Origin of the sequence: uncultured Jatrophihabitans sp. (assembly GCF_964244045.1) — a bacterium.
Taxonomy (GTDB): domain Bacteria; phylum Actinomycetota; class Actinomycetes; order Mycobacteriales; family Jatrophihabitantaceae; genus Jatrophihabitans.
This window is the reverse complement of record NZ_CAXTHK010000008.1, coordinates 71797-96077: the sequence shown is the minus strand read 5'-3', so window position 1 is coordinate 96077 and position 24281 is coordinate 71797. Positions and strand designations below refer to the sequence as shown.

The window sequence follows — 24281 nt, the reverse complement described above, 5'->3', positions numbered from 1 at the left end:
TGGCACAGCGCCTAGTAGGTGGCGACGCCTTGGGCGACGGGTAGCAGCGCAGTCAACCGGGCCATGGCATCGGGTGCGGGCCGCATGGTGACCCGCCGGTCTTTGTCGGCACCGCGGACGCGGGCGAGGAATCCTTGTGGGTCCAGGCGGTAGCCGGCTTTGCGGGTTTCGGCTTCGACCCGCCGGTCGCTCCATGCTTCGAGCTGCGGGGCGAGTTCGGCGTCCACCGTCTCGCGGTCCTGGCGGGAGAGCCAGATCGTTTCGCGTGCGATGAGGGTGGCGCGCCATTCGGTGATCCGCCCGGCTTGCAGCGCGGCGAAGGTGTGCGGTAGTTCGGTGGGCAGGATCGTGGCCCAGCCCAGGTAGCGCTGCGCCGCCCAGGGCGAGATCCGCCGAGCCAACCCGATCTGGGCGGCGATGCCGCGGCCTTGCTGCTTGACGGGCACCCCGTCGATGGCCTGCTGAGCACGCTGGGAGACCTCGAAGTCCCGCGACTCGACCGCCTGTGCCGCGGCAGCGACCGCCTTGAGTTCCTCGAACAGTCGGACCCGATCGATACGGTCGCCATCATCGACCGCCGGGCTCAGCGAGTTCAGGGCAGCGACCAGCGCACGCACCGTGTCGGTGTCTGCTGATGAGCCCGCCGCCATCTGTCCATTATCGAACATGCAAGCTAATAAGTCAACGGATTGGTACTGATTGCGACCTGGGTAGACCGTCCCGCTCAGCGTCGATTACCGAGACGGATCGCCGGGCGGGTTCAACGACAGGTCGACGTAGGCCCCGGCAGGCCGCGACCTTGCTGTGGTTCATCCGTGAACACCTTGATGCGGATTTCGGCTCCCGCCGCTCGCAGTGGGGGCTGGGGTTGTTTCTCGGAGCGGGTGCTGTCCAAGCCATCTGCATTGTCCTGTGGCGAGTGATTGCCCTGTCACGGCAGAGGCGCAGTGCGGCGCCGGCTGCTCAACGTTGGATGCGAGTCATCGCGACGGCGACGGCGGCGGCTGCGGCGTGCGCCGTCGCGGTGTGGCTTGTCATCGTTATCGCAACCTGGCCGGGGCGCGTCGCATCGACATTCGTGATCATGTTCTTGGGTGGAGCTGTGATCGCCGCCGGGGTCGGCTTACTGGCCATTGTTGCCGGCCAGGCCCTCGTTCAGGCGGCGGACAACGAGGCCAGCACCGCGCGTTTGCAGGCCGAGCTCGACGCGGTGATCTAATGCCGATCGTTGTCGACATCGACGCCATGATGGCTCGCCGGAAGATGACGGCCGGTGTCCTCGCCGACCGGGTCGGCAGCACGGCGGCGAACCTGGCTGTGTTGAAGAACGGCCGAGCCAAGGCCGTACGGTTCACGACATTGGAAGCACTGTGTTCAGTGCTCGATTGTCAACCCGGGGACTTGCTGAGCTGGCAGCCCGCACGGCCGGATAGTGACGGCGCGTCGGGCGCCGACACGCTGTGTGTCGACACAGTCGCCGCAGGCTAACCGAACGTGTGTCACAGGCCGTCGCCCCCGCAGTGGCGTCGCAACCTTGCATTCTTCACCTCGTCGCCGTGTCGCTGAACGATCCTCTGCGGGCACCGACGCGGTGGTGGTCGGCTAGTGGGACAAACTAGTGGGACTAACAGGCGCCTTACTCGGGGGACTTGGACGCTGTCATTCGGCTAATAGCTGCTCGCTGACGGTCCAGAGCCGGGCCGCGTTGTTCGGGTCGAGCGCGTAAGCGGCGACGCCGTGTCGCCCGTCGCTGTTGGCGCGCGAGGCGACGATGTGTGCCTCCCGGCAGTCCTCGAAGTAGCGGCCGCCGACGCCGGCCAGCAGCGTAGATGTCGCGACGAATACCGAGGTGGCGGCACCCTGCTGCGGCGATTTGAGCGCCTCGCCGGCGCCGGCCGCCCGCCGCGCCGCGGCGAGCACGCCGGGATCGACGTGCCGTTGCAGGTTGGTGGCGATGCCGCCCGGCATGACGGCGTTGACAGTGATGCCGTCGTCGGCCCAGCGACGCGATGCCTCGACCGCGAACAGCGCATTGGCAGTCTTGGATTGGCCATAGGCCACGAACGGGTCGTAGGGCACGAAGTCGAAGCCGAGGTCGTCGAACAACACCGGGGAGTGCAGGTGCGCGGTAGAGGACAACGACACGACCCGTGCTCCGCTGGCCGCCCGCAACGCCGGCAGCAGTCCGGTCGTCAGGGCGAAGTGGCCGAGGTGATTGGTGGCGAAGTGCGCCTCGACACCGTCCGCGGTGAGCGTGCGCTCCTGCAGGGCCATCACGCCGGCGTTGTTGATGAGCAGATGCAGCGGCCCGGCCCAAGCGGCGACGAACTCGGCAATTGACGCGCGGTCGGCGAGGTCGAGCCGGCGCACGTCGACAGCCCCGTCGATGCTGGCTGCGGCCTGCTCGCCTGCTGCCGTGTCGCGGACGGCCAGCGTCACCGCGGCGCCGTGGCGGGCCAGGGTGCGGGCGGTCTCGATGCCGATGCCGGATGACGCGCCAGTGACGACCGCGGTGCGACCGCTGAGGTCGATACCGTCGGCGACCTCGTCGGCTGTGGATGCGGCGCTGAACGGCGAGGTGAGCAAGGTGGTCATGACGCCTCCATGAAACGTAGGGTTCCTACGTTTGGAAACTAACATAGAAACGAAGGTCCACTACGCTTAGCGCTGTGACTGCTGGCCCGCCCGCCCGCCGCGCGGATGCCCAACGCAATCGGGACGCGTTGGTACAGGCAGCCGCGACGCTGTTCGTCAGCCACGGCATCAACCTGCCGCTCGAAGCGATAGCGAAAGAGGCCGGCGTCAGCATCGCCACGCTGTACCGAAACTTCGCAACCCGCGAAGAACTTGTGTCGGCCACCTACCAAGACGAGATCGCGGTACTGGCCGACGTCGACTACATCCTCGACGGGCGCAGCGGGGCCGATGCCCTGGCAGCCTGGGTCGCCCGTTTCGTCGACTACGCCCGGACCAAGCGCGCGCTCGCCGACGTGCTGCACGCGCTGCCCGCCGAAGCGAGGCCACCCGCGCGCGGGGTCGTCATCTCAGCGCTCGATCGGCTGCTCTCTGCCGGTGCCGCCGACGGGTCGCTGGGCACTGACATGGATGCCGAGGATGTCTTGGCGAGCCTCGCTGGACTGTGGTCGCTTCCCGACACCCCTGATCGGTACGAACGATCCGAGCGCCTAGGCAGGTTCGTTGTCGAAGGCCTGCGCCGCGACCACTGACAGGGTTCAAGCACCGCCTGCGAGGTGCTTCACCACTTCCAATGCGTGATGTCGGCACAGGACAGGTCTCGACGGCGGGACGCATGCTCGCGAGGCTGCACGAAACATTGGCGGCGTACCCACTCACGTTTGGCGACGGTCATGTGGAGCCGAACCAGCAGCTCGTTCATAGCGACTTCCGGTCGGCCAATATCCTCCACGACAGCGCAGGCATCGCCGCGATCATCGACTTCGAGGACGCGGCCTATACCGGAGCAGGACTGCAGATCTCGCGAAGGCTGCGGTTCTTCTCGGCATCACTACCACGACTGGCAACCCACGAGTGCAGCGCGACGAACTGCATCGCGGTGTCACCGCGGTGCTGACGCACTTCGGGTGGACCTAGAACTAGCCCCCGATGCGGGACGCACTGACCGATCGCCCAGTGCGACTTGCGCCCCGGTCGTGGGTCCGCTTCCGGACAGCGCGGCAGCAGCGCCAGCTCTCGACGGACGAAGTCACAGTGCGCGGAGGCGGATCCGCGTTTCGACACGGCAGTGCTCAGTAACCGCGGGGGTTGGAGAGGTCCACGACGCAATCCTGCGCGCGCACGGAACGCCTAGACTTCGCCCCACCGTGGACCTCGACACCTTCATCGCCCAGCACGCGGGTGAGTGGCAACGTCTGGACGAGCTGGCGTGCCGTCGTCGTTTGGACGGCGCCGAGGCCGACGAGCTGGTCGCGCTGTACCGCCGGGTGGCCACCCACCTCTCACTGGTGCAGTCGCGCATGCCCGACGTTGCGCTGACCACACGGCTGTCGGGACTGCTCGCCCGCGCGCGATCAGCAGAGGTCGGCACGGCACCGGTCCGGGGCTGGTCGGCCCTTGCGCGAGGCCTCACCGTCGACTTCCCGGTAATCGTCTACCGGACGTGGAGGTGGTCGGCGTCGGTGGCGTTCGCGAGCATCGGAGCGTCCGTCGCCATGTGGCTGTGGTTGCGCGAACATCCCGAGCGGGTACGACGGGTGTTACCCAGTAGCGAGGTCCGCCAGCTCGTCGACAAGGACTTCGCCGATTACTACTCGGCGCACCCGGCACAGTCGTTCGCAGCGCAGGTCTGGGTCAACAACGCGGTGGTCACCGCGCTCGCGCTGTTCCTCGGGGTCACCGTCGTCGGCACGCTCTACGTGCTCCTGCAGAACACGATCAACATCGGGCTGGTGGGCGGCGTCATGATCGGCGCGCACCGCTCGGAGGTGTTCTTCGGGCTGATCCTGCCGCACGGCATGTTGGAACTCACCGCAGTCTTCGTCGGCTGCGCGATCGGATTGCGAACCGGCTGGGCCTGGATCGCGCCCGGCGCGTTGCCCCGCTCGCAGGCGCTCGCCGTAGCCGGGCGGCAGGCCGGCGTCGTCGCGCTCGGGCTGGCCGGCGTGCTGCTCATCTCGGGCGTCATCGAAGCGTTCGTGACGCCCTCCGGGCTGCCGACCTGGGCCCGCATCGGCATCGGCGTGATGGCCGAGCTCGCCTTCCTGACCTACGTCGTGGTGTTCGGCCGTCGCGGGGTGCGCGCCGGCGCAACGGGTGACCTGACGGGCGACGAGCGGGGCAACGAAGTCCCCGTCGCCTGACGCGGCTCACAACCGTCCGGCGGCCTTGAGGTCCAGGTACGCGTCGGCGACCCGCGATGCGAACAACTCGGCGTCGCCGTGCACGACATGCACGCCCGTCGCGTCGAGCTGGTCGATCACGGCTGCGCGTGCCAGGACGGCCTGCTCCGCGGCCGCGGCGGTGTAGACGTCGAGCGGGTCCTCGCGGGTGGTGGCCAGCCGGCCCAGCGCTGGGTCGGACGGCGAGGCAACGAGCACCTCGTGCCGGCCAGTCAGCCGGCGCACGGCAGGCAGCAGTCCGGTGTCGGCGGCGATGTCGAGGGAGGAGAACACCACCACCAGCGAGCGCTTCGACGTCAGCCGCAGCACCTGCGCCGCCAGCAGGTGCGGGTCGGTCTCGACGAGTGCAGGCTCGAGCGGGGCAACGGCGCCTACGAGCCGGGGCAGGACGTCGCGGCCGCCCGTCAGACCCAGCCGGGCGCGCACCTCGACGTCGGCGGCCACCAGCGCCACCCGGTCGCCGGCGCGGGCGCACAGCGCACCGAGCAGCAGGCAGGCGTCCAGCGCGGCGTCGAGGCGGGGCTCGTCACCGATGCGGGCGGCCGAGCTGCGCCCGGTGTCGAGCACCATGACGACGTGCCGGTCGCGCTCCGGTCGCCAGGTGCGCACCACGACGTCGCGGGAGCGCGCGGTGGCCCGCCAGTCGATGGCCCGGACGTCGTCGCCCAGGACGTAGGTCCGCAGGCTGTCGAACTCGCTGCCCTGCCCACGCTGGCGTACGAGCACGGCGCCGTCGAGCTGGCGCAGCCGCGAGAGCTTCTCGGGCAGAAAACGGCGCGACGCGAAGGCGGGCAGCACCTGCAGCGTGCCGGGAACGGCCAGCTGGCGCTGCCGCGCGCCGAGCCCGAGCGGCCCGAAGGAACGCACGGTCACCCGCGCCGTGGTGCGCTCACCGCGCCGGGTCGGCGTCAGGGTGGTGACGACCCGACGCTGTTCGTCGCGCGGCACGACGACCTCATGCGAGCGAGGCGTCGCTCCTGCGGACGGCACCCAGGCGTCGCGAACGACGGCACGCAGCGTCCGTCGACCGGCGTTGCCGAGCACGAGCACCGTCGCCGCCCGCTCCCGCAGCCGCACCGGCGCCACCGGATCCCGGGCCAGGCGCAGGTCGACGATGCGTGCCGCGAGGCCAACGTCGACCACCAGCGCCACCACGAGAGCAAGCGCGTACAGACCGAGCGCGGCCGCGGACCAGGCGGTCAACAGCACCCCGACCGCGGCGAGTGCGACGAACCGACCGGACAGCACCATCAGCGCGGGACGGGCACCGAGGCCAGCACGTTCTCGAGGATGCCGTCGGTGGTGACGCCCTCGATCTCGGCCTCCGGGCGCAGCTGGATGCGGTGTCGCAGGGTGGGTCGGGCCAGCGCCTGGACGTCGTCGGGCGTGACGAAGTCGCGGCCGGACAGCCACGCCCAGGCCCGCGACGTGGCCAGCAGCGCGGTGGCCCCCCGGGGCGAGGCGCCCAGCGCGGCCGACGGCGCGGCGCGGGTCGCCCGGGCCAGCTCGACGATGTAGGCCAGGATCGCCGGGTCGATGTGGGTTGCCCGCACGGCCTGCGTCGCGGCGGCAAGGTCAGCGGCGCCGGCCACCGCGCGCAAGCCGGCCCCGGCCAGGTCGCGCGGGTCGAAGCCCGCGGCGTGCGCCGCGAGCACCCGCGTCTCGGTCTCCCGGTCGGGCAGCGGCATCGTGACCTTGAGCAGGAAACGGTCGAGCTGCGCCTCGGGCAGCGGGTAGGTGCCCTCGTACTCGACCGGGTTCTGGGTGGCGATGACGCAGAACGGGTCGGGAAGCGGCCGCGGGCGGCCGTCGACGCTGACCTGGCGCTCCTCCATTGCCTCCAACAGCGCCGACTGTGTCTTGGGCGGCGTCCGGTTGATCTCGTCGGCGAGCAGCAGGTTGGTGAACACCGGGCCCTCGCGGAAAACAAAGTTGCTCGTGCCCGCGTCGTAGATCAGCGAGCCGGTGATGTCGCCGGGCATGAGGTCGGCCGTGAACTGGATGCGGGTGGTGGCCAGATCCAGGGCCGCGGCCAGCGCGCGGACGAGCAGCGTCTTGGCCGTCCCCGGAACGCCTTCGATGAGGACGTGCCCGCGGCACAGCAGGCCGACGAGCAGTCCGGTGACGGCGGCGTCCTGGCCGACCACGGCCTTGCCCACCTCGGCCCGCAGGCCGATCAGCTTCGCGCGCGGGTCGGTGCTGTCAGATGGCTCGGTCATTCCTGACCTCTCGTGTCGTCGACGGCTGTTTCCAGCGCGTCGAGATCATTGGCCAGCCGGACGAGCCCGGCATCGTCGGCAGGTGGCGGCCCGGCCAGCACGGTGTGGATCTCGCCCGGGCTGCGCCGGATACGAGGCGAAAGGGCCGCCGTCACCTGCTGCGGGCTCGAGCCGCGGGGCAGGGTCAGCCGTCCTGTCAACCGGACGAGCGTGGCCGCGCGCAGCGCACCGGCCGCCCGGTCGCGGGCTCCGGCTCGCTCGTAGAGCCGGCCGTGGCCCTCGACGAGTTCTGCGGCCCGGACGACCACCGGCAGCGGCTCGCGCACCACGCCGCCCAGCCTGCGAGCCCGCCAGAGGACCACGAGCAGCCCGACGATGATCAACCAGACGAAGGCGCGGTACACCCCGCCCGGGAACAGGTCCCAGATGCTGGCCGGACCACTGCCGGCGGCGTCGGCGCCGGGCAGCAGCCACACGAGCGTCGGCAGCGTGCGGTCGGCGCTGAGCAGGTTGACGTCCAGCGCGGCCGCGCCACGGTCGGCCAGCCGGTCGTTGCGCAACAGGTCCGCCGCAGCCACGAGCACGACCGACCCGCGTTGCACCACCGCGCCGCCGTAGCAGGAGGTTCCCCCGCGCCCGTCGAGGTCATAGCCGGTCGCGTCCGACAGGTCCACGGCGCCGGCTGCAACGGCGGCCGCGAGGTCGCAGCCCGGGGTGTCGCTCGAGTCGGCCTCTGGGTCGGGCGAGACGCCGGGCAGCAAAGCCGTGGTGGCCCGCGTGCCGGGTTCGAGCGCGACGAGCCGGGTGGCGCGCGCGAGCCCACGAAGTTGGCTGTCGGAGTACTCGTCGGGTGACGTCACGAGTACTGCGCCGGTCGAGGCACGGGCGATGTCGATGTCCGTGGTGCGGACGACGCGGGTGCCATAGCTCTCGACCACGTGGGCCAGGGCACGGCTGCCGCCGGCCGCGGGCGAGCGTGGGTCGAGGTTGCGCCCGGGAGTACCGCTCAGGGCGGCGGTCACGGCGCCTGCGACGACCACGGCCGCCGCGACGACCACCCACAACCGGGCCCGGCGCCACCACGGGGCCACGAGTGGTGCCGCCTCGACGGCTACCATGGCGCGACCATACCTTCGGGTACGGAGGACGTCGGACGGACGATCCGTGACGACGTGACACCGTCCGCCGCCGACCGGCCGAGCGCGACGTCGGCCACCGTGGCAGGGCGGCCGCCGAACCACACCTCGTCGAAGGCGCGCATCGCGGTGGCCAGGTCGGCGGCGGCGGTGGGCAGCAGGGGCCCAGCCTCGCGTGCGGTCGCCGCGCCGGTGCGTCCCGGGCGACGGGGTAGCACGCCGCGCTCCTCGATCGTCTGCACGGCGGCGCGCAGCCACTCACGCAACGCCTCGGCGTGCCGCCCCTGACCGGCCAGGTCTGCAGCGATCCGGCGGTGATCGGCAGCCGCGCGCGCGGCGAGCGGATCGGCGTCCGATCGGTCTGCGCCGTGTCGACTGCGGGTGGGGACGCCGGCCCGCACCGCGAACACCACCCCGACGACGAGAGCCAGGACGAGTAACAGCAGCAGCGCGTGGCTGCCGCCGCTCGAGCCGAGCAGGGAGTCGAGCCGCCGTCCGATCCAATCGGTCACCCGGGACGTCCAGCTTCGTCCGTCGTGGTCGTAACCCGCGCGACGCAGCTCGGCCTGGGCCGCTTGCCGCGCCTGGGCACCGCTGACAGGGTCCGGCGCGATCACCACGCGGTCACCGTGCTCGGTGTCCCCGCCCGGGGCTGCGGCTCCAGCGCCAGCACGATGTCCATCCCCTCGCGCCGCATGCGCAGGTCCAGGTAGAGCAACACCTCGACCGCCGACGTGACCGGTGCAACCAGCGCTACGGAAAGCAGCGTGCCGATGGCGCTGACGGCCACGTACAGACCCGACGCAGTCCCCGAACGGCTCGTGTCGAAGGGGTTGGCGTCGGCAAGCACGCCGGCCGCCACCAGGAACGGCAACTCGACGAACAGACCGAGCACCCAGGTCAGCACCCAACCCAGGGCGCGCAACCCCCACGTCCGCCAGAACATCGAGCGGACCAGCTCGATCGAGCGCCCGAACGACCGGCGGATGCCGAGACCCTCGACGATCATGGCCGGCGCGGCCACGGCCCACACCCCCCACAACCAGACGCCGACGACGAGGGTGGCCAGGCCGGCGTTCTCGGCCAGTGCCGCAGCGATCGCCAGCACCGCCAGCGGCCACCACCGTCGCCCGACCCGGCGCAGCGCGTCACGGCCGGGGACCTGCTCGCCGAGCAGGTCCCCGGCAAAGACCGGTGTCAGCAGACCGGTGAGGATCGTGCCGAAACCACCGGCGATGACCAGGCCGCCCAGCACGCCGATCTGGGTCAGCGTCGACCCGGTGGCCAGATTCAGCGCCGCGTCCAGGACTGCTCGGACGATCGCGAACGGCACGGACAGTGCAAACGCAGCCCGGGCGTGGCGGCGGACGAGCCGCACCGCACCGTCGAGGATGTCGGCGCCGCCCAACGGGCGCAGGGGGACGACCGGCGGGCGCACGCGATCATCTTGCCGGGTCGGGCCTGCGAATCCGCACCCGCACAGCGTCGGGATGACACCATGGGGCAGTGAAACCTCGCGTCCTGGTGGTCGACGACGACTCCGCGCTGGCCGAGATGCTCGGCATCGTGCTGCGCACCGACGGCTTCGACCCCTCGTTCGTCGCCGACGGCTCGCGCGCGTTGAAAGCCTTTCGCGACACCAAGCCCGACATCGTCCTGCTCGACCTGATGCTGCCCGGGTCCTCGGGCATCGACGTCTGCCGCGCCATCCGCGCCGAGAGCGGCACCCCGATCATCATGCTGACCGCCAAGACCGACACCGTCGACGTCGTCCTGGGCCTGGAGTCCGGCGCGGACGACTACGTGATGAAGCCGTTCAAACCCAAGGAGCTCGTTGCCCGCATGCGGGCTCGGTTGCGCCACCACGAGGACATCTCCACCGAGGCGCTCAGCATCGGCCCCGCCGACTCGCCCGTCGCGATCGACGTGCAGGCCCACCAGGTACGTCGCGACGGGCGGGCGATTGCCCTGACCCCGCTGGAGTTCGATCTGCTGGTGGCGTTGGCTCGCAAGCCGCGTCAGGTGTTCACCCGTGAGGTGCTGCTGGAGCAGGTATGGGGGTACCGGCACGCCGCCGACACCCGGCTCGTCAACGTGCACGTGCAGCGGCTGCGGGCCAAGGTCGAGCGCGACCCAGAGCGTCCCGAGGTCGTGCTCACCGTCCGCGGTGTGGGTTACAAGGCAGGCCCGCCCTGACCGACGTCGACCGCACCCCCGCGCCGCCGGCGGACGCCCGCCAGCCGATCGTGCGCCCGGCGGCCGTCCCGCAGCGCGCAGCGGCCACCGGCCAGCGACGCAGCGTGGGTGCCCGAACCGGCAGCGTGGCCTCCAGAGCCCGCAGTGGGATAGGCGGCGTGGGCCGCGCGATCGCACGGACCTGGCTGCGCTCGCTGCAATTGCGGGTCGGCGCCACGACAGTCGTTGTCACCGGCGTCGTCGTCCTGATCATCGGCTTGTTCCTCGTCGACAAGGTGGCCGGCGGCGTCCTCAAGGCAAAGCGCGACGCGGCGGTCAACCAGGCCAAGATCGGACTACCGCAGGCGCAGCAGGTGCTGGCCGACATCGACGCCGGGTCCTTCGCCGACGTCACCCAGGCGCAGTCCGATCTGACCTCTGACCTCACCGCGAACGGCAACAACGCCGGCCTGTTCTCGATCAAGATCGTCCCCTCGGACAACGTGGGGGAGCAGGCGAAGACGCCGGTGATCCCCGGCGCGCTGCGCGAAACGGTGCAGGCCGGCAATCTGGCTGTGCAGTACGCCGCGGTGCCGCAGGAGGAGTCGACGTCGTCGCGCATCGTCCCGGGCCTCATCGTCGGCGAGCCGGTGAAGGCCCGCACCGGCCTGTTCGAGCTGTACTACCTGTTCCCGCTGACCGCCGAGGCGCAGACCATCTCGCTGATCCAACGCACCGTGCTGGTGGCCGCGCTCGCGCTCGTCATCCTGGTGTTGGCCATCGCGCTGCTGGTCACCCGGCAGGTGGTGCGTCCCGTCCGGGTGGCGGCCGAGACCGCCGGGCGGCTGGCCGCGGGCGATCTGTCCAAACGCATCGCCGTTTCCGGTTCCGACGACCTCGCGCGTCTCGGCGAGGCGTTCAACGACATGGCGGCCAGCCTGCAACGGCAGATCCGTCGCCTGGAAGATCTGTCGCGCTTGCAACGCCGCTTCACCAGCGACGTCTCGCACGAGCTGCGCACGCCGCTGACCACCGTCCGCATGGCGTCGGAGTTCCTCTACGCGGAGCGCGAGAACTTCTCGCCGGAGCAGGCGCGCTCGGTCGAACTCATGCACGACGAGCTCGACCGGTTCGAGTCACTGCTCGGCGACCTGCTGGAGATCTCCCGTTACGACGCGGGAGTCGCCAACCTGGAGTCCGAACCGGCCGACATCCGCGGGGTGGTGGCCAGCACAGTCGAGGCGAACGTGGTCCTGGCCGGACGGCACGGCAGCGAGGTGATCGTGCAGCAGCCCGACGTGCCGGTCACCGTCGACATGGACTCGCGGCGTGTCGAACGCATCTTGCGCAACCTGCTCGGCAACGCCCTGGACCACGGAGAGGGCAAGCCGATCGTCATCACCGTCGGCTGCGACTCCAGCGCCGTGGCCGTGACGGTGCGCGACCACGGCGTGGGCCTGCGCCCGGGGGAGTCCAGCCTGGTGTTCAACCGCTTCTGGCGCGGCGACACGTCGCGCAGTCGGCTCACCGGTGGCACCGGTTTGGGGCTCGCCATCTCCCTCGAGGACGCTCGCCTGCACGACGGCTGGCTGCAGGCCTGGGGTGAGCGGGGGCGCGGTGCCCAGTTCCGGTTGACCCTGCCCCGGCACGCCGGCCACACCTTGATGTCCTCGCCGCTGCCGCTGAATCCCGACGAGGTCGACGAGGACGAGGACGAGCTGTGAAGCGTCTTCTCGTGATTCTTGTCGGCCTGACGATGTTGGTGACCGGGTGCACCGGGGTGCCGCAGTCGTCCGCGCCCGCGGTCGTGCGCTCCTTGGCGCTCGGCGGCGAGGAGGAGCCCGAGCCGACGGTCACCCCGTTGCCGGGGGTCCTGCCGCAGAATCTGGTTCAGACCTTTTTGGCCGAGAACTCGGCCGACGCAGGCAAGCACGCGTCGGCGCGCTCGTTCCTCACCCCTGCGGCGCGCAGCCGCTGGACGGATACCTCGGCGACCATTGTGTCTTCGATATCGGTCGGGGCGTACACGCCGGGCAAGCCCATCATCGTCAACGCCATCGAACTCGGGACGGTCTCCACCGACGGCGTGTACACGCCGGGCCTGCAGACCGGCAAGGCGGCTGCGCAACAGTTCTCGTTCGGTATCACCAAGGTGGGCGGCCAATACCGCATCAGCAGCCTGCGCAGCGGGCTGATACTCACCGAGGAGCAGTTCGAGAACTCGTTCGTTGCGCGGAGCATCTACTTCTTCGACCTCGCGCACCGCTACCTGGTGCCCGATGCACGCTGGACGCCGGACACCGACCCGATCGACACATCAGAGGCGCTGATAAATCAGCTGGCGGCCGGGCCCAGCCCTGGGCTGGCGAACGCCGTCAGCACCGACACGTTGCCGGCCCAGGCAGCGACGCCGCGGCACATCGACGTCACGAGCGGCAACCCGGTGAAGATCGAGATTGCGGGTGCGTCGCAGTTGGACGTGACGTCCAAGAACTTTCTTGCAGCTCAGATCGCGGCCACGCTCAGCGACATCGACCGGGGGCGCGCGCTCGAGATCACCGACGGCGGCACGCCGGTCAGGATTCCGCGCGCCGGCGGCACGAATTTTGCGGCGGCCGACTTCGTCAGCGACCAGATCGTGCAGCCGTCCCAGCAGGTCTACTACCTCAGAGCCGGGCAGCTCGTCTACGGCCGAACCCGTCGACTCGTTGGCGGCCGGTTGGCCGACAGCCGCTATCCGTTGGTGGCGGTGGCCGTATCGCGTTCGGGCCCGGGCGGCGGCCTGTCGATTGCCGGGGTGACCTCCGTCGACGGTCTGTTACGGCTGGTAATGGGCTCGCAGAGCGTCGGGTTGCGCCGCACCACCGTCAGCGGCGTCACGTCCCGACCGGCCTTCGCGCCAGGACGGGCTGATGAGGCTTGGGTCGGCGCTGGGACGCGCATCTACCGCACCGTGCTGTCCGGCACGAAGATCACCTCGTTCCCGGTGCAGCTGCCGTCGACGGTGGCCGGCCAGCAGGTGATGGCGCTGCGGCTCAGCCCCGAGGGCTCGCGCATCGCACTCGTGCTGCGCGACAGTGCTGGGCATCAGGCGCTCTGGATCGGAGCGGTCGTGCGCACCAGCGCGTCTCAGGTCAGCATCGGGATGCCGGCGCAGATCAGTCCCATCGGCGTGAAGGTCACGGATCTGGCCTGGATCGAGGGCGAGCGGCTGAATGCGATCGGCTATGACGCCAAGTCCCAGGACGCTCATGTGTACCGAACCGGCGCCGACGGCTCGGCCTGGACCGAGTACGGCATAGGGGAGCTGCCCAGCCCACCTACGACGTTGGCCGGTGCGCCAGGGGCGCCGGCGTGGGCGTCGGCCAGTTCGAACGTCTATCTGCAAGCCAGCGGGACGGTGTGGTCGAACCCGCCCGGGGGTTCCGGCACGGCTACGGGCACAGCTCCGACGTACGTTGAGTAGCGGCCTGTAGCACGTGCGCTGCAGGATTTGACGTTGTCCACAACGCATATTTCGGTTTGCCTGGCTGTCCACAACGGGCCGATCGGGGCCCGCTGCGACGAGGCCAACAGGCACCGTGGGTCGGTGTTCAACTCTCTGATCGCAGCCGTCATCGACCTGGTCCTGCCCCGGCGCTGCGTCGGCTGCGCCGCGCCGGGCTGGGCGCTGTGCCGACGGTGCCGACCGGGGGCGCCGTCGATCGTCGCCGACGATCCGGTGCCCGCCGTGCCGGTGCTGGCCGGCGCGGTGTACGCCGGCGCGATGCGCCGAGCCGTGCTGGCGTTCAAGGAGCGCGGCCGGCGCGACCTCGTCGCCGTGCTGGGCCTGGTTCTGGGACGAGCAGTCGCAGCGTTGGTCTCGGGCGCCGGACGGGACCTCGGGGGCGTGGTCCTGGTGCCGGTGCCGTCGAGCCCAGGGGCGGCCGCTGCGCGGGGCGGCGATCACGTAGTGCGCCTGGCCCGGCGGGCTGCCGCCGTCAGCGGCGTGCGGGTGGCCCCGGGCGTGCTGCGGCTCGAGCGGACCGTCCAGGACTCGGCAGGACTGAGCCGTGCCGAGCGGGAACGCAACCTGCATGGGGCGTTGCGTGCCCGCGCGCCCGCTGCCGGTGTGTGCCGGGCGATCGTGGTCGACGACATCGTCACCACCGGTGCGACGTTGCGCGAGGCAACCCGGGCGCTGCAGCGGGCCGGGTGGGAGGTCGTAGGTGCCGCGGTGGTCGCAAGCACGCCGCGCCAGCCCGCGCCGGCCGGCGGCACAACGCCTGCCAGCGGCATGACGTCTTCATTGGCAGGTCCTAGCCAACCGGTCTAGCGTGAGCACGACCTGATCCAAAGGCGTCACTCGGCCCCGCGCGGCCCCCGAGTACCCGACCGTGCGGCAGTCGATGCGTCATGAGCACGGTGGAGGTCGAATGGTCAACGTCGCAGTCCAGGGAACCGTCGCGGGACAGATGGAGATCGTGGTCCGCGGACGTAACGTCGTCGTCCCGGAGCACTTCCGAGAACACGTCCTGGAGAAGCTGGCCAAGTACGAACGCTACGACAGCAAGATCCATCACATCGACGTCGAGCTCCAGCACGAGAAGAACCCTCGGCAGCACGGCAGTTGCCAGCACATCGAGATCACCTGCCGCACCCGCGGACCGGTGGTGCGCAGCGAGGCCTGCGCCGAAGATTTCTACAAGGCCCTCGACCTCGCGGGCGACCGGCTCGAGCGACGGTTGCGCCAGGCAGCGGACCGGCGGCGGATCCACCACGGACGTCGGGCGCCGCAGTCACTCGCCGAGATGACGGCGCAGTTGCCGACCGACCTGCCGACCGACGGCGGGTCCGACGGTGCGGGTGACCCCGAGGGCGACGACGGCCCCGGCCGCATCGTGCGCCGCAAGGAGCACACCGACGAGCCGATGTCCGTCGACCAGGCGTTGGAGCAGATGGAGCTCGTAGGACACGACTTCTTCCTGTTCAACGACGTCGAGACCCAGCGGCCGTCGGTGGTCTACCGCCGGCATGCCTACGACTACGGATTGATCAAGCTGGGCGGCTAGCGGTAGCGCGGATTGATCAGCACGAAGCACACCTCGTCGGCGAAGGTCCCGTCGGCGTCGCGCAGCCGTCGCTCGCGCACGCCGTCGGGGCCGAAGCCGGCCGAGATGGCTGCCCGTTGCGAGGCCACGTTGTCGCGTTTTGCGCCCAGCTCGATGCGGGCGAACCCGGCGACGTCGAACACCCAGGGCACGACCAGCTTGAGCGCGCGCGTGGTGTAGCCGCGGCCGCGGAACGTCGGGTGCACCGTGTAACCCACGCCGACCACGCCGGGCGGGCCCCCGAAGCGGACCTGCAGCTCGCCGACGTAGTGCCCGGTGGCGACGTCGACTATCGTGCACTGCGCCGAGCGCCCTACCAGCCAGTCCAGGGCCGCCTGGTTCATCCGGCGCTCGCACTCGGCGAGCGTTCGGCGCTCGCCGGCGAAGCTCCACCGCACCGACACCTCGTCGTCGCTCTCATGGAACCCCGTTGCGTCGTCCAGGACGGCCGGGCGCAGGGCCAGCACCCCGTCGCTCAACTCGCCGCCTGGCAGCGGCGGGAACGCGGGGGCAATCGGTTCGCCTGGATCGTCGGCGAGGCGGCCGAAGCGGGCGAGGTCTCCCACCTCGTAGGCACTGGCGCCGCGCGCGACGCCTTCGAAGAGGAAACCGGCCGCCATCGCGGTCCGCAGCGACCCGGTGTTGCCGACGTGGCAGGCGAGCCCGATCCGGTGCAGGCCGATGGTAGAGAACGCCCAGTCGGCCAGCAGGCCAGTGGCCTCGGCCGCGTACCCGTGCCCGCGGGCGTCCGGGGCGATCCAGTAGGCGATGTCGGCCGGGCCGTCGAGCAGCAGTGCTGCGGAACCCACCACCCGCCCGGTTGCTCGCTCGACGACCGCCGAACCGAGCCCGGCGCCCTCATCGCGACCCTTGTGACCCAGGTCGGCGACGAACAGCCGGGCGCGCTCGTGCGGGTACGGGTCGGGCAGCGGCAGGTGCTCCCGCATCGTCGGGTCCTGCATGATCTCGTGCACCCGGTCGGCGTCGTCGGGCCGCCACCGACGCAGGTCGAGGCGCTCGCCCGACAGCGTCAGCTCGGCCAGCTCGACCCCGCGGAAACGACCCATCCGGCCACCTTGCCAGAACGGAAATTCCGGTTCGCGCTGTGAAGCGACCGCGCTCGGCAAGCGGCCCCGTACGATAGCCGCGTGGTTCTAGCAAAGATTCTGCGCGCCGGTGAGGGAAAACAGGTCCGGCGTCTGTCCGCGATCGCCGATCACATCGAGACGCTCGAGGAAGACTATGTCGACCTCACCGATGCCGAGCTGCGCGAGCTGACCGACACGTTCAAGGAGCGGCTCGCCGACGACGAGTCGCTCGACGACCTGTTGCCCGAGGCGTTCGCCGTCGTGCGCGAGGCGGCGCGGCGCACGCTGGGCCAGTTCCACTACAAGGTGCAGCTCATGGGTGGCGCCGCCCTGCATCTCGGCAACATCGCCGAGATGAAGACCGGTGAGGGCAAGACGCTCGTCTCCACGTTGCCCGTCTACCTCAACGCGCTCGCCGGCGACGGCGTGCACCTGGTGACCACCAACGACTACCTGGCCAGCCGTGACGCCGACTGGATGGGCCGGGTGCACCGCTTCCTGGGGTTGAGCGTCGGCAAGATCCTCAACGACATGCCGCCCGAGAAGCGCCGCGAGGCCTACCTGGCCGACATCACCTATGGCACCAACAACGAGTTCGGCTTCGACTACCTGCGCGACAACATGGCGTGGTCGCTCGACGACCTCGTGCAGCGCGGGCACCACTTCGCTGTCGTCGACGAGGTCGACTCGATCCTCATCGACGAGGCCCGTACGCCGCTGATCATCAGTGGGCCGGCCGAGGAGAATCAGCGTTGGTACCTCGAGTTCGCGCGCATCGCCCCGCGGATGAAACGCGACCAGCACTACGAGGTCGAAGAGGGCAAACGCACCGTAGCCGTCACCGAGGAGGGTGTCGCATTCGTCGAGGACCAGCTCGGCATCGAGAACCTTTACGAGGCCGCCAACACCCCGCTCGTCGGCTACCTCAACAACTCCTTGAAGGCCAAGGAGATCTTCAAGCGCGACCGTGACTACATCGTCAACGGCGGCGACGTGATGATCGTCGACGAATTCACCGGTCGCGTGTTGCAGGGCCGGCGCTACAACGAAGGCATGCACCAGGCGATCGAGGCCAAGGAGGGCGTGCAGATCCAGCAGGAGAACCAGACGCTCGCCACGATCACCCTGCAGAACTACTTCCGCCTCTACACCAAGCTCGCCGGCATGACGGGCACGGCGCAGACCGAGGCCAACGAGCTGCACCAGACCTACAAGCTCGGCGTCGTCCCGATCCCGACGAACAAGCCGATGGTCCGCGCCGACGAGACCGACTTGATCTACAAGAGCGAGGACGCCAAGTTCTCGGCCGTCATCGACGACATCGAAGAGCGGCACGAGGCCGGGCAGCCGGTGCTGGTCGGCACGGCCAGCGTCGCCAAGTCCGAGCGGCTGGCGTCGCTACTGCTGCGTAAGGGCATCCCGCACGAGGTCCTGAACGCCAAGCAGCACGAGCGGGAGGCCGCGGTCATCGCCTCGGCCGGGCGCAAGGGCGCGGTCACGATCGCCACCAACATGGCCGGTCGAGGAACCGACATCATGCTGGGCGGCAACCCCGAGTTCACCGCCGACCTCGCGCTGCGCGACAAGGGCATCACGCCTGACGAGACGCCCGAGGAGTACGAGGCCGCGTGGGACGACGCGCTCGATGCTGCTCGGGCCGAGATCGAGAAGGAGCACGAAGAGGTCGTCGAGCTCGGCGGCCTCTATGTGCTCGGCACCGAGCGCCACGAGTCGCGGCGTATCGACAACCAGCTGCGCGGCCGCGCCGGCCGGCAGGGTGACCCGGGCGAGTCCCGCTTCTACCTCTCGCTGGGCGATGACCTGATGGTCCGCTTCAACGGCGAGCGCGTCGCGCAGATGATGAACATGCTGCGCCTGCCCGAGGACGTCCCGATCGAGGCCAAGATGGTCTCCAAGGCCATCCAGTCCGCGCAGACGCAGATGGAGCAACAGAACTTCGAGATCCGCAAGAACGTCCTCAAGTACGACGAGGTCATGAACAAGCAGCGCACGGTGGTCTACGCCGAGCGCAAGCGCGTGCTCGAGGGCGAGGACCTGTCCGACCAGATCCGGCCGATGATCGACGAGGTCATCACCAGCTACATCGAGGGTGCGACGTCGTCCGGTTACCCGGAGGAATGGGACCTCGACCAGCTCTGGACGGCGCTGAAGACGCTGTACCCGATCTCGCTGACGGTGGACGAGGCTGTTGAGCAGGCCGGTGGCGAGAAGGCTGACCTCACCCGCGAGTTCCTCGTCGAGGAGATCGTGGCCGACGCGCAGGCCGCCTATGACCAGCGCGAGGAGGAGCTCGGCGCCGAGGTCGCCCGCGAGCTCGAGCGGCGCGTGCTGATGTCGGTGCTCGACCGCAAGTGGCGCGAGCACCTCTACGAGATGGACTACCTGCAGGAGGGCATCGGCCTGCGCGCGATGGCGCAGCGCGACCCGCTCGTCGAGTACCAGCGTGAGGGCTTCGACATGTTCGCCGCCATGATGGACGGCGTCAAAGAGGAGTCCGTCGGCTTCCTGTTCAACCTGCAGGTCGAGGTTGACGCGGACGGCGACCTCACCGCCGGCCCGGCCCAGGAGCCCACGGCCACGCCGCTGATCGAGACCGGCCCGGGCGATCCCGACAACGTCGAGGAGTTCGGCGCCGAACCGCAGCTGGACGTCTCGCTGCTCAAGGCGGCGCAGGAGCAGCACGAGTTGTCGAACGGCAAGGCCGCCAATGCCGTCAACGGCAATGCCGTCAACGGCAATGCCGTCAACGGCAATGCCGTCAACGGCAATGGCAACGGCGCCAAGCCCGCGGTCAAGGCCAAAGGCCTCGACCGCAAGGAGCAGAGTGCGTTGACGTACAGCTCTCCTGAGCTCGGCTCCGATGCACCGGCAGTCACGACGCAGGACGACGGCAAGCCGAGAGCAACAGCCAACTCGGCCACGGCCAAGCGCCAGCAGTCCCGCAGCAACCCCAACCGCGGTGGTGGCCGGGGCAACAAGCCGTCGGGCAGCGGCAACAGCGGGAATCGCAAGCGCAAGCGCTGACGGCGCGCCGGCGCCACCCGCGGGCGCCGCACAGCGTTCGTCAGCCCAGCTGGAGGCGGGTGCAGACCCAGCGGCCGTGGTGTTCCTCCAGCCGCAACGCGATGGCGCGCACGCGAGGCCCGACCCGCAGCGTGGCGCACAGTTCCGCCACGCCGCTGGCCGGCTCGCAGCCCCGCACTGTCCCGACGCCGGCGCTGCGCAACCAGTGCGTGGTGCGCGCTGCCCCGACCCGTTCGAAGTCAGCAACCAGGCCACGGTGCACCGAGAAGCTCAGCAGCGCGGCGAGCTGGTGCAGCGGCCGTCGGCCGTCGGCGCTCTCGATGAGCCCTACGAGCAGCCGTCGGGCCCATTTCTCCGGATCGGGCAGACCGTGGGGGCGCAGCGGGGGCGCCGGCCGCGGCACCGGCGCCGATGCCAGCTCGAAAGGCAACCAGCGGTCGTAACGTGTGGCGGTCGGCTCCTCGAGCTCGTCGTCGAAGGGCGGCTCGCGGTGTGGCGCCGGGCGGACGACCACCCGCAACGACGGTCGCTTCGTGCGGGCCGTGGGGCGGTGAGCGGCAGCGCGCTGGGCTTCCGTGCGCAGGGCGGCAGTCATCAGGACGACTCCTGGGTCGGTGTGGGCAGGTGGAGGACCTGGCCCGGGTGGATGACGGACGGGTCGTCGCCGATGACGCTCCGGTTTGCGGCGTAGATCTGCGGCCAGTAGTGCGCGATGTCGCCGGCGTCGGCACTCGCCCCGAGCCGGTGGGCGGCCAGCAGCCACAGCGACTCGCCCCGGTGCACCCGCGCCTCGGTCCGCGACGTCGCCGGGGTGGCGGGGTTGCTGCGCGGCTGCGTGCGCGGCCCGGACGGCGGGGCGGGCGACGGAATGCGCGTAGGCGTGGTGGACGGCGTGGGTGTGGTGGAGAGGTTGGACGTGGGTGTGTTGGACGTCGGCCACGTCGGCGGAGCGACCGGTGCCGACGTCGGCGGAGCGACGGATGATGAGGCCGGCGGGGTGACCGGCCAGGTGGGAGAGGGCACCGCGCTGCCTGCCCACGGCGAAAACGCTGCGTGGTGCGTCGAAGCGCCGGTCATCGACGTCTGCACTCCTGCCGCGGGAGCGGCGTGCGGCGATGGCATGGCTTGCGCGGCCGGGGCGGCGAGCAAGCCGAGGCCGGTGGATCCGAGGACGACTCGCACCAACACCCTCGGCACCACCACCCGCGCCAGGCGACGGCACACCAGGCCCGTTGCGCCGGGCAGTCGAGCGCCGAGGCCGGCGATGAGCCCGACGGCGATCCAAACCGCCGCCAACCACAGCAGCAGAACGCACACCGCGGCCAGCGCGACGTCCACGCCGGCGGTGCTCAGCCAGGTGGCCGGGCGCGACAGTCCCGTAGCGACGAAGTCCCAGCGCGGGCGCAGCGCGAACAGGGCGACCGCGTCACTGCCGGCCAGCACGAGCGATCGCGCGGAATAGCGGTTCATGCCGTTACCCTCCGTTTGCTTACGTTTGCGTTTATATGCGATCGCTTGATGTCGGTCAAGCCAGCTGGATGCCGGAAACATCTGGCCGGGAAGGATGGGCGTATGCGATGGGACGAGCTGTTCGCCGACCTTGAGGCGCAGGCGAGCGCGCTCGCGCGGGCGGAGCGGGGCGGCGAGGTCGACGAGCGCACCCGCGGTGAGGTCGGGACCTTGGCACTGCTCGACCGGCTGCGGGCGGCGCTCGGCGCCCCGGTGCGCCTGCACGTCCTGGGCGGCCTCACGCTGGCGGGGGCGGTCAGCAGGGTCGGGCCGGACTGGTTGCTCGTTGACGAGCAGGACGGACGCGAAGCGGTCGTGGTTCTCGCACGTGTGCTGCGGGTGCGTGGGCTCGCGCGTTACTCCGCGGTGCCCGATTCGATGAGTGTCGTCGAGTCCCGGCTGGGGCTTCGGCACGTGTTGCGCGGCATTGCCCGCGATCGATCAGCGACCCGCGTGCATCTGGTCGACGGCACGGTGCTGGATGCCACCCTGGACCGGATCGGGGCCGACTTCGTCGAGGTGGCCATGCACGCGCCGGGCGAGGCGCGCCGTCGCCACGAGGTGCGCGAGGTCGAGGCCGTACCGCTCAGCGCCGTCGCGGTGGTGCGCCGCGGGGTCTGACGTCGGTGCTGCTCAGCTCTCGTCCGCGTTCGGACCGCCGCTCGCGTCCACGCCGGTCGCCTCCACGAAGGGGTGCTCAGCGATGAAGTCACTCGTCTGCTGGTACATCCGGTTGATGTAGTCCTCGAGCCGGTCACGTTCGACCCGCCACTGTCCCCGGCCACCGATCTTGATCGCGGCCAGTTCGTTGTTGCGCACGAGCGCGTACACCTGCGATTGGGAGATGTTCAGGACCTCGGCGACGTCGGTGAGGGTCAGGAATCGCGGTTCAGCCATGACGGCGCTTCGTCCTCCGGTCGACGCGACACTGCTGTGCCAGCCTTGACTGCTGTGCGCGATCAGTGTTGCAGGTGGTGCGCAGCCCGAGACGCTGTCCACAGGACGGGTCCGCGCGATTGGCCGCCGCCTGACATGTCCGGCAAGATCGCGGGGTGGCCGCACCGTCTCCCGAGCCGCGTCGCATCGCGACGCCGCGCTGGCTGGACCTCCGGCTCGTGCTCGGGGTGGTGCTTGTCATCGCGGCCGTGCTCATCGGGGCCACCGTCGTCTCGCGCGCGAGCAATACGCACGCGATGGTCGCCGCCCGGCACGATCTCGCGGCCGGCACCGTGCTGCGTTCCGCCGATCTCACCACCGTCGACGTCCAGCTGCCCGACGACGGCAAGGGCGTCTACCTGGCAAAGGTCGGCGACGCGGTGGGCCGCAAGCTCGACCGTGCGGTGAGCTCGGGTGAGCTCGTCCCGTCGGCAGCGGTCGCCTCCGTTCGCGGGGGCACGACGGTCACCGTGCCGTTCGCCGCCGGCGCCGCGCCCGACCTGCGTACCGGGCAGCGCATCAAGGTGTGGGTGTCCTCCGCCACCTGCGCCAGCGTCGTGCTGCTCCCCGATGTCACCGTGCAGAGCGCGCGCAAGGGCAACGGCTCACTGAGCAGCACCTCCGACGGGCAGGACGTCGTCATCGCCGTCGAGCCCGACCAGGCCGACCGGGTGATCGCCGCGCTGGCCATCGACGGCGCGCAGATCCGGGCCGGTGTGCTCGTCGGTGCAGTGCCGGCCGACGACTCCGCGAGCGCGGCGCCGGCACCGGCGGCAGGTCAGCTGCCGAGCGACCTGGCCGCCTGCGCGAGCCCCGCACGATGAAGCTGCCCGTCCTCTCGGTCGCGGACGGCGCCGCGTGGGAGGAACGCCTCGTCAGCGCACTCGAACGCAGCGCCTCCGTCGAGATCGTCCGCCGCTGTGTCGATGTCGTCGACCTGCTCGCCGTCGCCGCATCCGGGCAGGGCCGCGCTGCGCTCGTCGCGGCATCGCTACGCCGCCTCGACGCCGACGTCGTCGATCGCCTGCACGCAGCGGCCGTCGTACCTATCGGCGTTGTGCCGCGCGGCGACGACGCCGCCGAGCAGCGGCTGCGTGCCATGGGCATCGAGCACGTGCTGCCAGACGATGCGGACGCCCAGGTGGTGGCGTCCGTCCTCGGTGAGGCCGTCCGGGCTGTGTCCGCCCCGGCCGACCCGCAGGGCGGCTCGCGTCCGCTGCGCACCTACGCCGACCCGTCGACGTCGATGGCCATCCCGCCCGGCGAGGGCGCTCCGGTGGCTCCGGACGAACTGGCCCGGCGTGGTTCGGTTGTGGCCGTGTGGGGTCCCACCGGCGCGCCGGGCCGCACCACGGTCGCCGTCAACCTCGCCGACGAGATCGCGCGACTCGGGCCGGCGAGCCTGCTGGTGGATGCCGATGTCTACGGGGGCACGGTCGCGGCCGTGCTGGGCCTGCTCGACGAGTCGCCCGGGATTGCTGCCGCGTCGCGGCTCGCGTCCGCGCAGCGCATCGACGCCGCGTCGCTGGCCGCGTTGTGTTGGCAGCTGGGTCCGCAGCTGCGCGTGCTCACCGGCATCCCGCTGGCGTCGCGGTGGACCGAACTGCGCCCGGCGGCGGTGACGTCCGCGCTCGCCGCGGCCCGGGCGCTCGCCGACTTCACCGTGGTCGACTGCGGCTTCTGCCTGGAGACGGACGAGGAGCTGTCGTTCGACACGCTGGCGCCGCGGCGCAACGGCGCGACGCTGGCCGTCCTCGACGACGCCGACCTGATCGTGGTCGTCGGATCGGCCGACCCGATCGGCATGCAGCGACTGGTGCGCGGGCTCGGCGAGCTGCGGGACGCGGAGGTCGCCGCGCCGGTGTGGGTCGTGCTCAACCGGGTGCGTCCAGGTGTCGTGCCCGGTGACGCGGCCGGCGAGCTGCGGGGTGCGCTCGAGCGCTTCGCGGGCCGCACACCGGCCGCGCTGCTGCCGGCTGATCATCGGGCGGTCGATGCGGCGGTGGCGGCCGGGCGGTTGCTCAGCGAATCGACCCCGTCCAGTTCGTTGCGGCTGGCGCTGCGCGAGCTCGCCGGCGCGGTCAGCGGTGCCACCGTGCCCGCGTCCGGGCGGCGATCGCGTCGGGCCCGTCGAGCGCATCTGTGAGAATGGCCGCCGAACCGTCAACCGACACGGTCGACGCAGGCCAGCAGTCCGACAGGTCAG

The 24281-nt window shown here is 70.6% G+C and carries 25 protein-coding genes; 14 read left to right on the top strand and 11 right to left on the bottom strand.

What is annotated here, in order from left to right:
- Window positions 1-11: 11 nt before the first annotated feature.
- The gene (locus tag ACFFC4_RS08640; protein WP_375499797.1) at window positions 12-668 is read right to left on the bottom strand and encodes a DUF222 domain-containing protein; all 657 of its coding nucleotides are present in this window, start codon (window positions 666-668) and stop codon (window positions 12-14) included.
- A 131-nt stretch (window positions 669-799) separates the two neighbouring features.
- Between ACFFC4_RS08640 and ACFFC4_RS08635 the strand changes: the two genes are divergently transcribed.
- Window positions 800-1219, top strand: coding sequence for a DUF2975 domain-containing protein (locus ACFFC4_RS08635; RefSeq protein ID WP_375499795.1), 420 nt, complete (start codon window positions 800-802; stop codon window positions 1217-1219).
- Window positions 1219-1488 carry a helix-turn-helix domain-containing protein gene (locus tag ACFFC4_RS08630; RefSeq protein WP_375499793.1) on the top strand — a complete coding sequence of 90 codons (270 nt, stop codon included), beginning with the start codon at window positions 1219-1221 and terminating at the stop codon, window positions 1486-1488. The genes ACFFC4_RS08635 and ACFFC4_RS08630 overlap by 1 nt, the downstream gene beginning before the upstream one ends.
- A gap of 171 nt (window positions 1489-1659) precedes the next feature.
- Here ACFFC4_RS08630 and ACFFC4_RS08625 read toward each other — a convergent pair whose 3' ends face one another.
- Window positions 1660-2595, bottom strand: a complete 936-nt coding sequence (locus ACFFC4_RS08625) for an SDR family NAD(P)-dependent oxidoreductase (RefSeq protein ID WP_375499791.1) — start codon at window positions 2593-2595, stop codon at window positions 1660-1662.
- Between the two features lie 74 nt (window positions 2596-2669).
- Here ACFFC4_RS08625 and ACFFC4_RS08620 point away from each other — a divergent pair, with 74 nt between their 5' ends.
- The 3 genes from ACFFC4_RS08620 (at window position 2670) to ACFFC4_RS08610 (ending at window position 4838) form a co-directional block, all read left to right on the top strand.
- Window positions 2670-3227, top strand: a complete 558-nt coding sequence (locus ACFFC4_RS08620) for a TetR/AcrR family transcriptional regulator (RefSeq protein WP_375499789.1) — start codon at window positions 2670-2672, stop codon at window positions 3225-3227.
- A gap of 41 nt (window positions 3228-3268) precedes the next feature.
- Window positions 3269-3592, top strand: a complete 324-nt coding sequence (locus ACFFC4_RS08615; protein WP_375499787.1) for a phosphotransferase — start codon at window positions 3269-3271, stop codon at window positions 3590-3592.
- A gap of 250 nt (window positions 3593-3842) precedes the next feature.
- Complete coding sequence (locus tag ACFFC4_RS08610) at window positions 3843-4838, top strand: stage II sporulation protein M (RefSeq protein WP_375499785.1); 996 nt, start codon at window positions 3843-3845, stop codon at window positions 4836-4838.
- A gap of 6 nt (window positions 4839-4844) precedes the next feature.
- On the opposite strand, the gene ACFFC4_RS08605 is transcribed toward ACFFC4_RS08610, so the two are convergent.
- Genes ACFFC4_RS08605 through ACFFC4_RS08585 form a run of 5 tightly spaced genes read right to left on the bottom strand, consistent with a single transcriptional unit; the run spans window position 4845 to window position 9670 of the window.
- Window positions 4845-6128, bottom strand: coding sequence for a DUF58 domain-containing protein (locus ACFFC4_RS08605; protein WP_375499783.1), 1284 nt, complete (start codon window positions 6126-6128; stop codon window positions 4845-4847).
- Window positions 6128-7096 carry an AAA family ATPase gene (locus ACFFC4_RS08600; RefSeq protein WP_375499781.1) on the bottom strand — a complete coding sequence of 323 codons (969 nt, stop codon included), beginning with the start codon at window positions 7094-7096 and terminating at the stop codon, window positions 6128-6130. Before ACFFC4_RS08600 ends, ACFFC4_RS08605 begins: the two co-directional genes overlap by 1 nt.
- On the bottom strand, window positions 7093-8214 hold the full coding sequence (locus ACFFC4_RS08595) for a DUF4350 domain-containing protein (RefSeq protein WP_375499779.1): 1122 nt from the start codon (window positions 8212-8214) through the stop codon (window positions 7093-7095). The genes ACFFC4_RS08600 and ACFFC4_RS08595 overlap by 4 nt, the downstream gene beginning before the upstream one ends.
- Window positions 8208-8852, bottom strand: coding sequence for a DUF4129 domain-containing protein (locus tag ACFFC4_RS08590; RefSeq protein WP_375499777.1), 645 nt, complete (start codon window positions 8850-8852; stop codon window positions 8208-8210). The genes ACFFC4_RS08595 and ACFFC4_RS08590 overlap by 7 nt, the downstream gene beginning before the upstream one ends.
- Window positions 8846-9670, bottom strand: coding sequence for a hypothetical protein (locus ACFFC4_RS08585; RefSeq protein ID WP_375499775.1), 825 nt, complete (start codon window positions 9668-9670; stop codon window positions 8846-8848). Before ACFFC4_RS08585 ends, ACFFC4_RS08590 begins: the two co-directional genes overlap by 7 nt.
- A 68-nt stretch (window positions 9671-9738) precedes the next feature.
- On the opposite strand from ACFFC4_RS08585, the gene mtrA reads away from it, so the two are divergent.
- The 5 genes from mtrA to hpf all read left to right on the top strand — a co-directional run bounded on the left by mtrA (window position 9739) and on the right by hpf (window position 15458).
- Window positions 9739-10428, top strand: coding sequence for an MtrAB system response regulator MtrA (gene mtrA, locus ACFFC4_RS08580; RefSeq protein ID WP_375499773.1), 690 nt, complete (start codon window positions 9739-9741; stop codon window positions 10426-10428).
- 158 nt (window positions 10429-10586) lie between these two features.
- Window positions 10587-12131 carry an MtrAB system histidine kinase MtrB gene (mtrB, locus tag ACFFC4_RS08575; protein WP_375499771.1) on the top strand — a complete coding sequence of 515 codons (1545 nt, stop codon included), beginning with the start codon at window positions 10587-10589 and terminating at the stop codon, window positions 12129-12131.
- On the top strand, window positions 12128-13873 hold the full coding sequence (locus tag ACFFC4_RS08570; protein WP_375499769.1) for an LpqB family beta-propeller domain-containing protein: 1746 nt from the start codon (window positions 12128-12130) through the stop codon (window positions 13871-13873). Before mtrB ends, ACFFC4_RS08570 begins: the two co-directional genes overlap by 4 nt.
- Before the next feature lie 123 nt (window positions 13874-13996).
- Window positions 13997-14722, top strand: a complete 726-nt coding sequence (locus ACFFC4_RS08565; protein WP_375499767.1) for a ComF family protein — start codon at window positions 13997-13999, stop codon at window positions 14720-14722.
- Window positions 14723-14861: 139 nt separating this feature from the next.
- On the top strand, window positions 14862-15458 hold the full coding sequence (hpf, locus tag ACFFC4_RS08560) for a ribosome hibernation-promoting factor, HPF/YfiA family (RefSeq protein WP_375499885.1): 597 nt from the start codon (window positions 14862-14864) through the stop codon (window positions 15456-15458).
- On the opposite strand, the gene ACFFC4_RS08555 is transcribed toward hpf, so the two are convergent.
- Window positions 15455-16564 (bottom strand): GNAT family N-acetyltransferase, encoded by a 1110-nt coding sequence (locus tag ACFFC4_RS08555; RefSeq protein ID WP_375499765.1) that lies wholly within the window; start codon window positions 16562-16564, stop codon window positions 15455-15457. The two genes, hpf and ACFFC4_RS08555, sit on opposite strands and share 4 nt — an antisense overlap.
- Window positions 16565-16645: 81 nt before the next feature.
- Here ACFFC4_RS08555 and secA point away from each other — a divergent pair, with 81 nt between their 5' ends.
- Window positions 16646-19630 (top strand): preprotein translocase subunit SecA, encoded by a 2985-nt coding sequence (gene secA / locus ACFFC4_RS08550; RefSeq protein WP_375499763.1) that lies wholly within the window; start codon window positions 16646-16648, stop codon window positions 19628-19630.
- Window positions 19631-19670: 40 nt separating this feature from the next.
- On the opposite strand, the gene ACFFC4_RS08545 is transcribed toward secA, so the two are convergent.
- On the bottom strand, window positions 19671-20225 hold the full coding sequence (locus ACFFC4_RS08545; protein WP_375499761.1) for an Rv3235 family protein: 555 nt from the start codon (window positions 20223-20225) through the stop codon (window positions 19671-19673).
- A complete protein-coding gene (locus ACFFC4_RS08540; RefSeq protein WP_375499759.1) occupies window positions 20225-21100 on the bottom strand; it encodes a LysM peptidoglycan-binding domain-containing protein in 876 nt (291 codons plus the stop codon). The genes ACFFC4_RS08545 and ACFFC4_RS08540 overlap by 1 nt, the downstream gene beginning before the upstream one ends.
- A 102-nt stretch (window positions 21101-21202) precedes the next feature.
- Here ACFFC4_RS08540 and ACFFC4_RS08535 point away from each other — a divergent pair, with 102 nt between their 5' ends.
- Window positions 21203-21760 (top strand): hypothetical protein, encoded by a 558-nt coding sequence (locus tag ACFFC4_RS08535; protein WP_375499757.1) that lies wholly within the window; start codon window positions 21203-21205, stop codon window positions 21758-21760.
- Between the two features lie 12 nt (window positions 21761-21772).
- Here ACFFC4_RS08535 and ACFFC4_RS08530 read toward each other — a convergent pair whose 3' ends face one another.
- A complete protein-coding gene (locus ACFFC4_RS08530) occupies window positions 21773-22036 on the bottom strand; it encodes a helix-turn-helix domain-containing protein (RefSeq protein WP_375499755.1) in 264 nt (87 codons plus the stop codon).
- 155 nt (window positions 22037-22191) lie between these two features.
- Between ACFFC4_RS08530 and ACFFC4_RS08525 the strand changes: the two genes are divergently transcribed.
- Together ACFFC4_RS08525 and ACFFC4_RS08520 are read left to right on the top strand one after the other, a co-directional pair.
- Complete coding sequence (locus tag ACFFC4_RS08525; protein WP_375499753.1) at window positions 22192-22899, top strand: SAF domain-containing protein; 708 nt, start codon at window positions 22192-22194, stop codon at window positions 22897-22899.
- Window positions 22896-24221: a CpaE family protein gene (locus ACFFC4_RS08520; RefSeq protein WP_375499751.1), complete on the top strand. Its 1326-nt coding sequence runs from the start codon at window positions 22896-22898 to the stop codon at window positions 24219-24221. Before ACFFC4_RS08525 ends, ACFFC4_RS08520 begins: the two co-directional genes overlap by 4 nt.
- Window positions 24222-24281 lie beyond the last annotated feature (60 nt).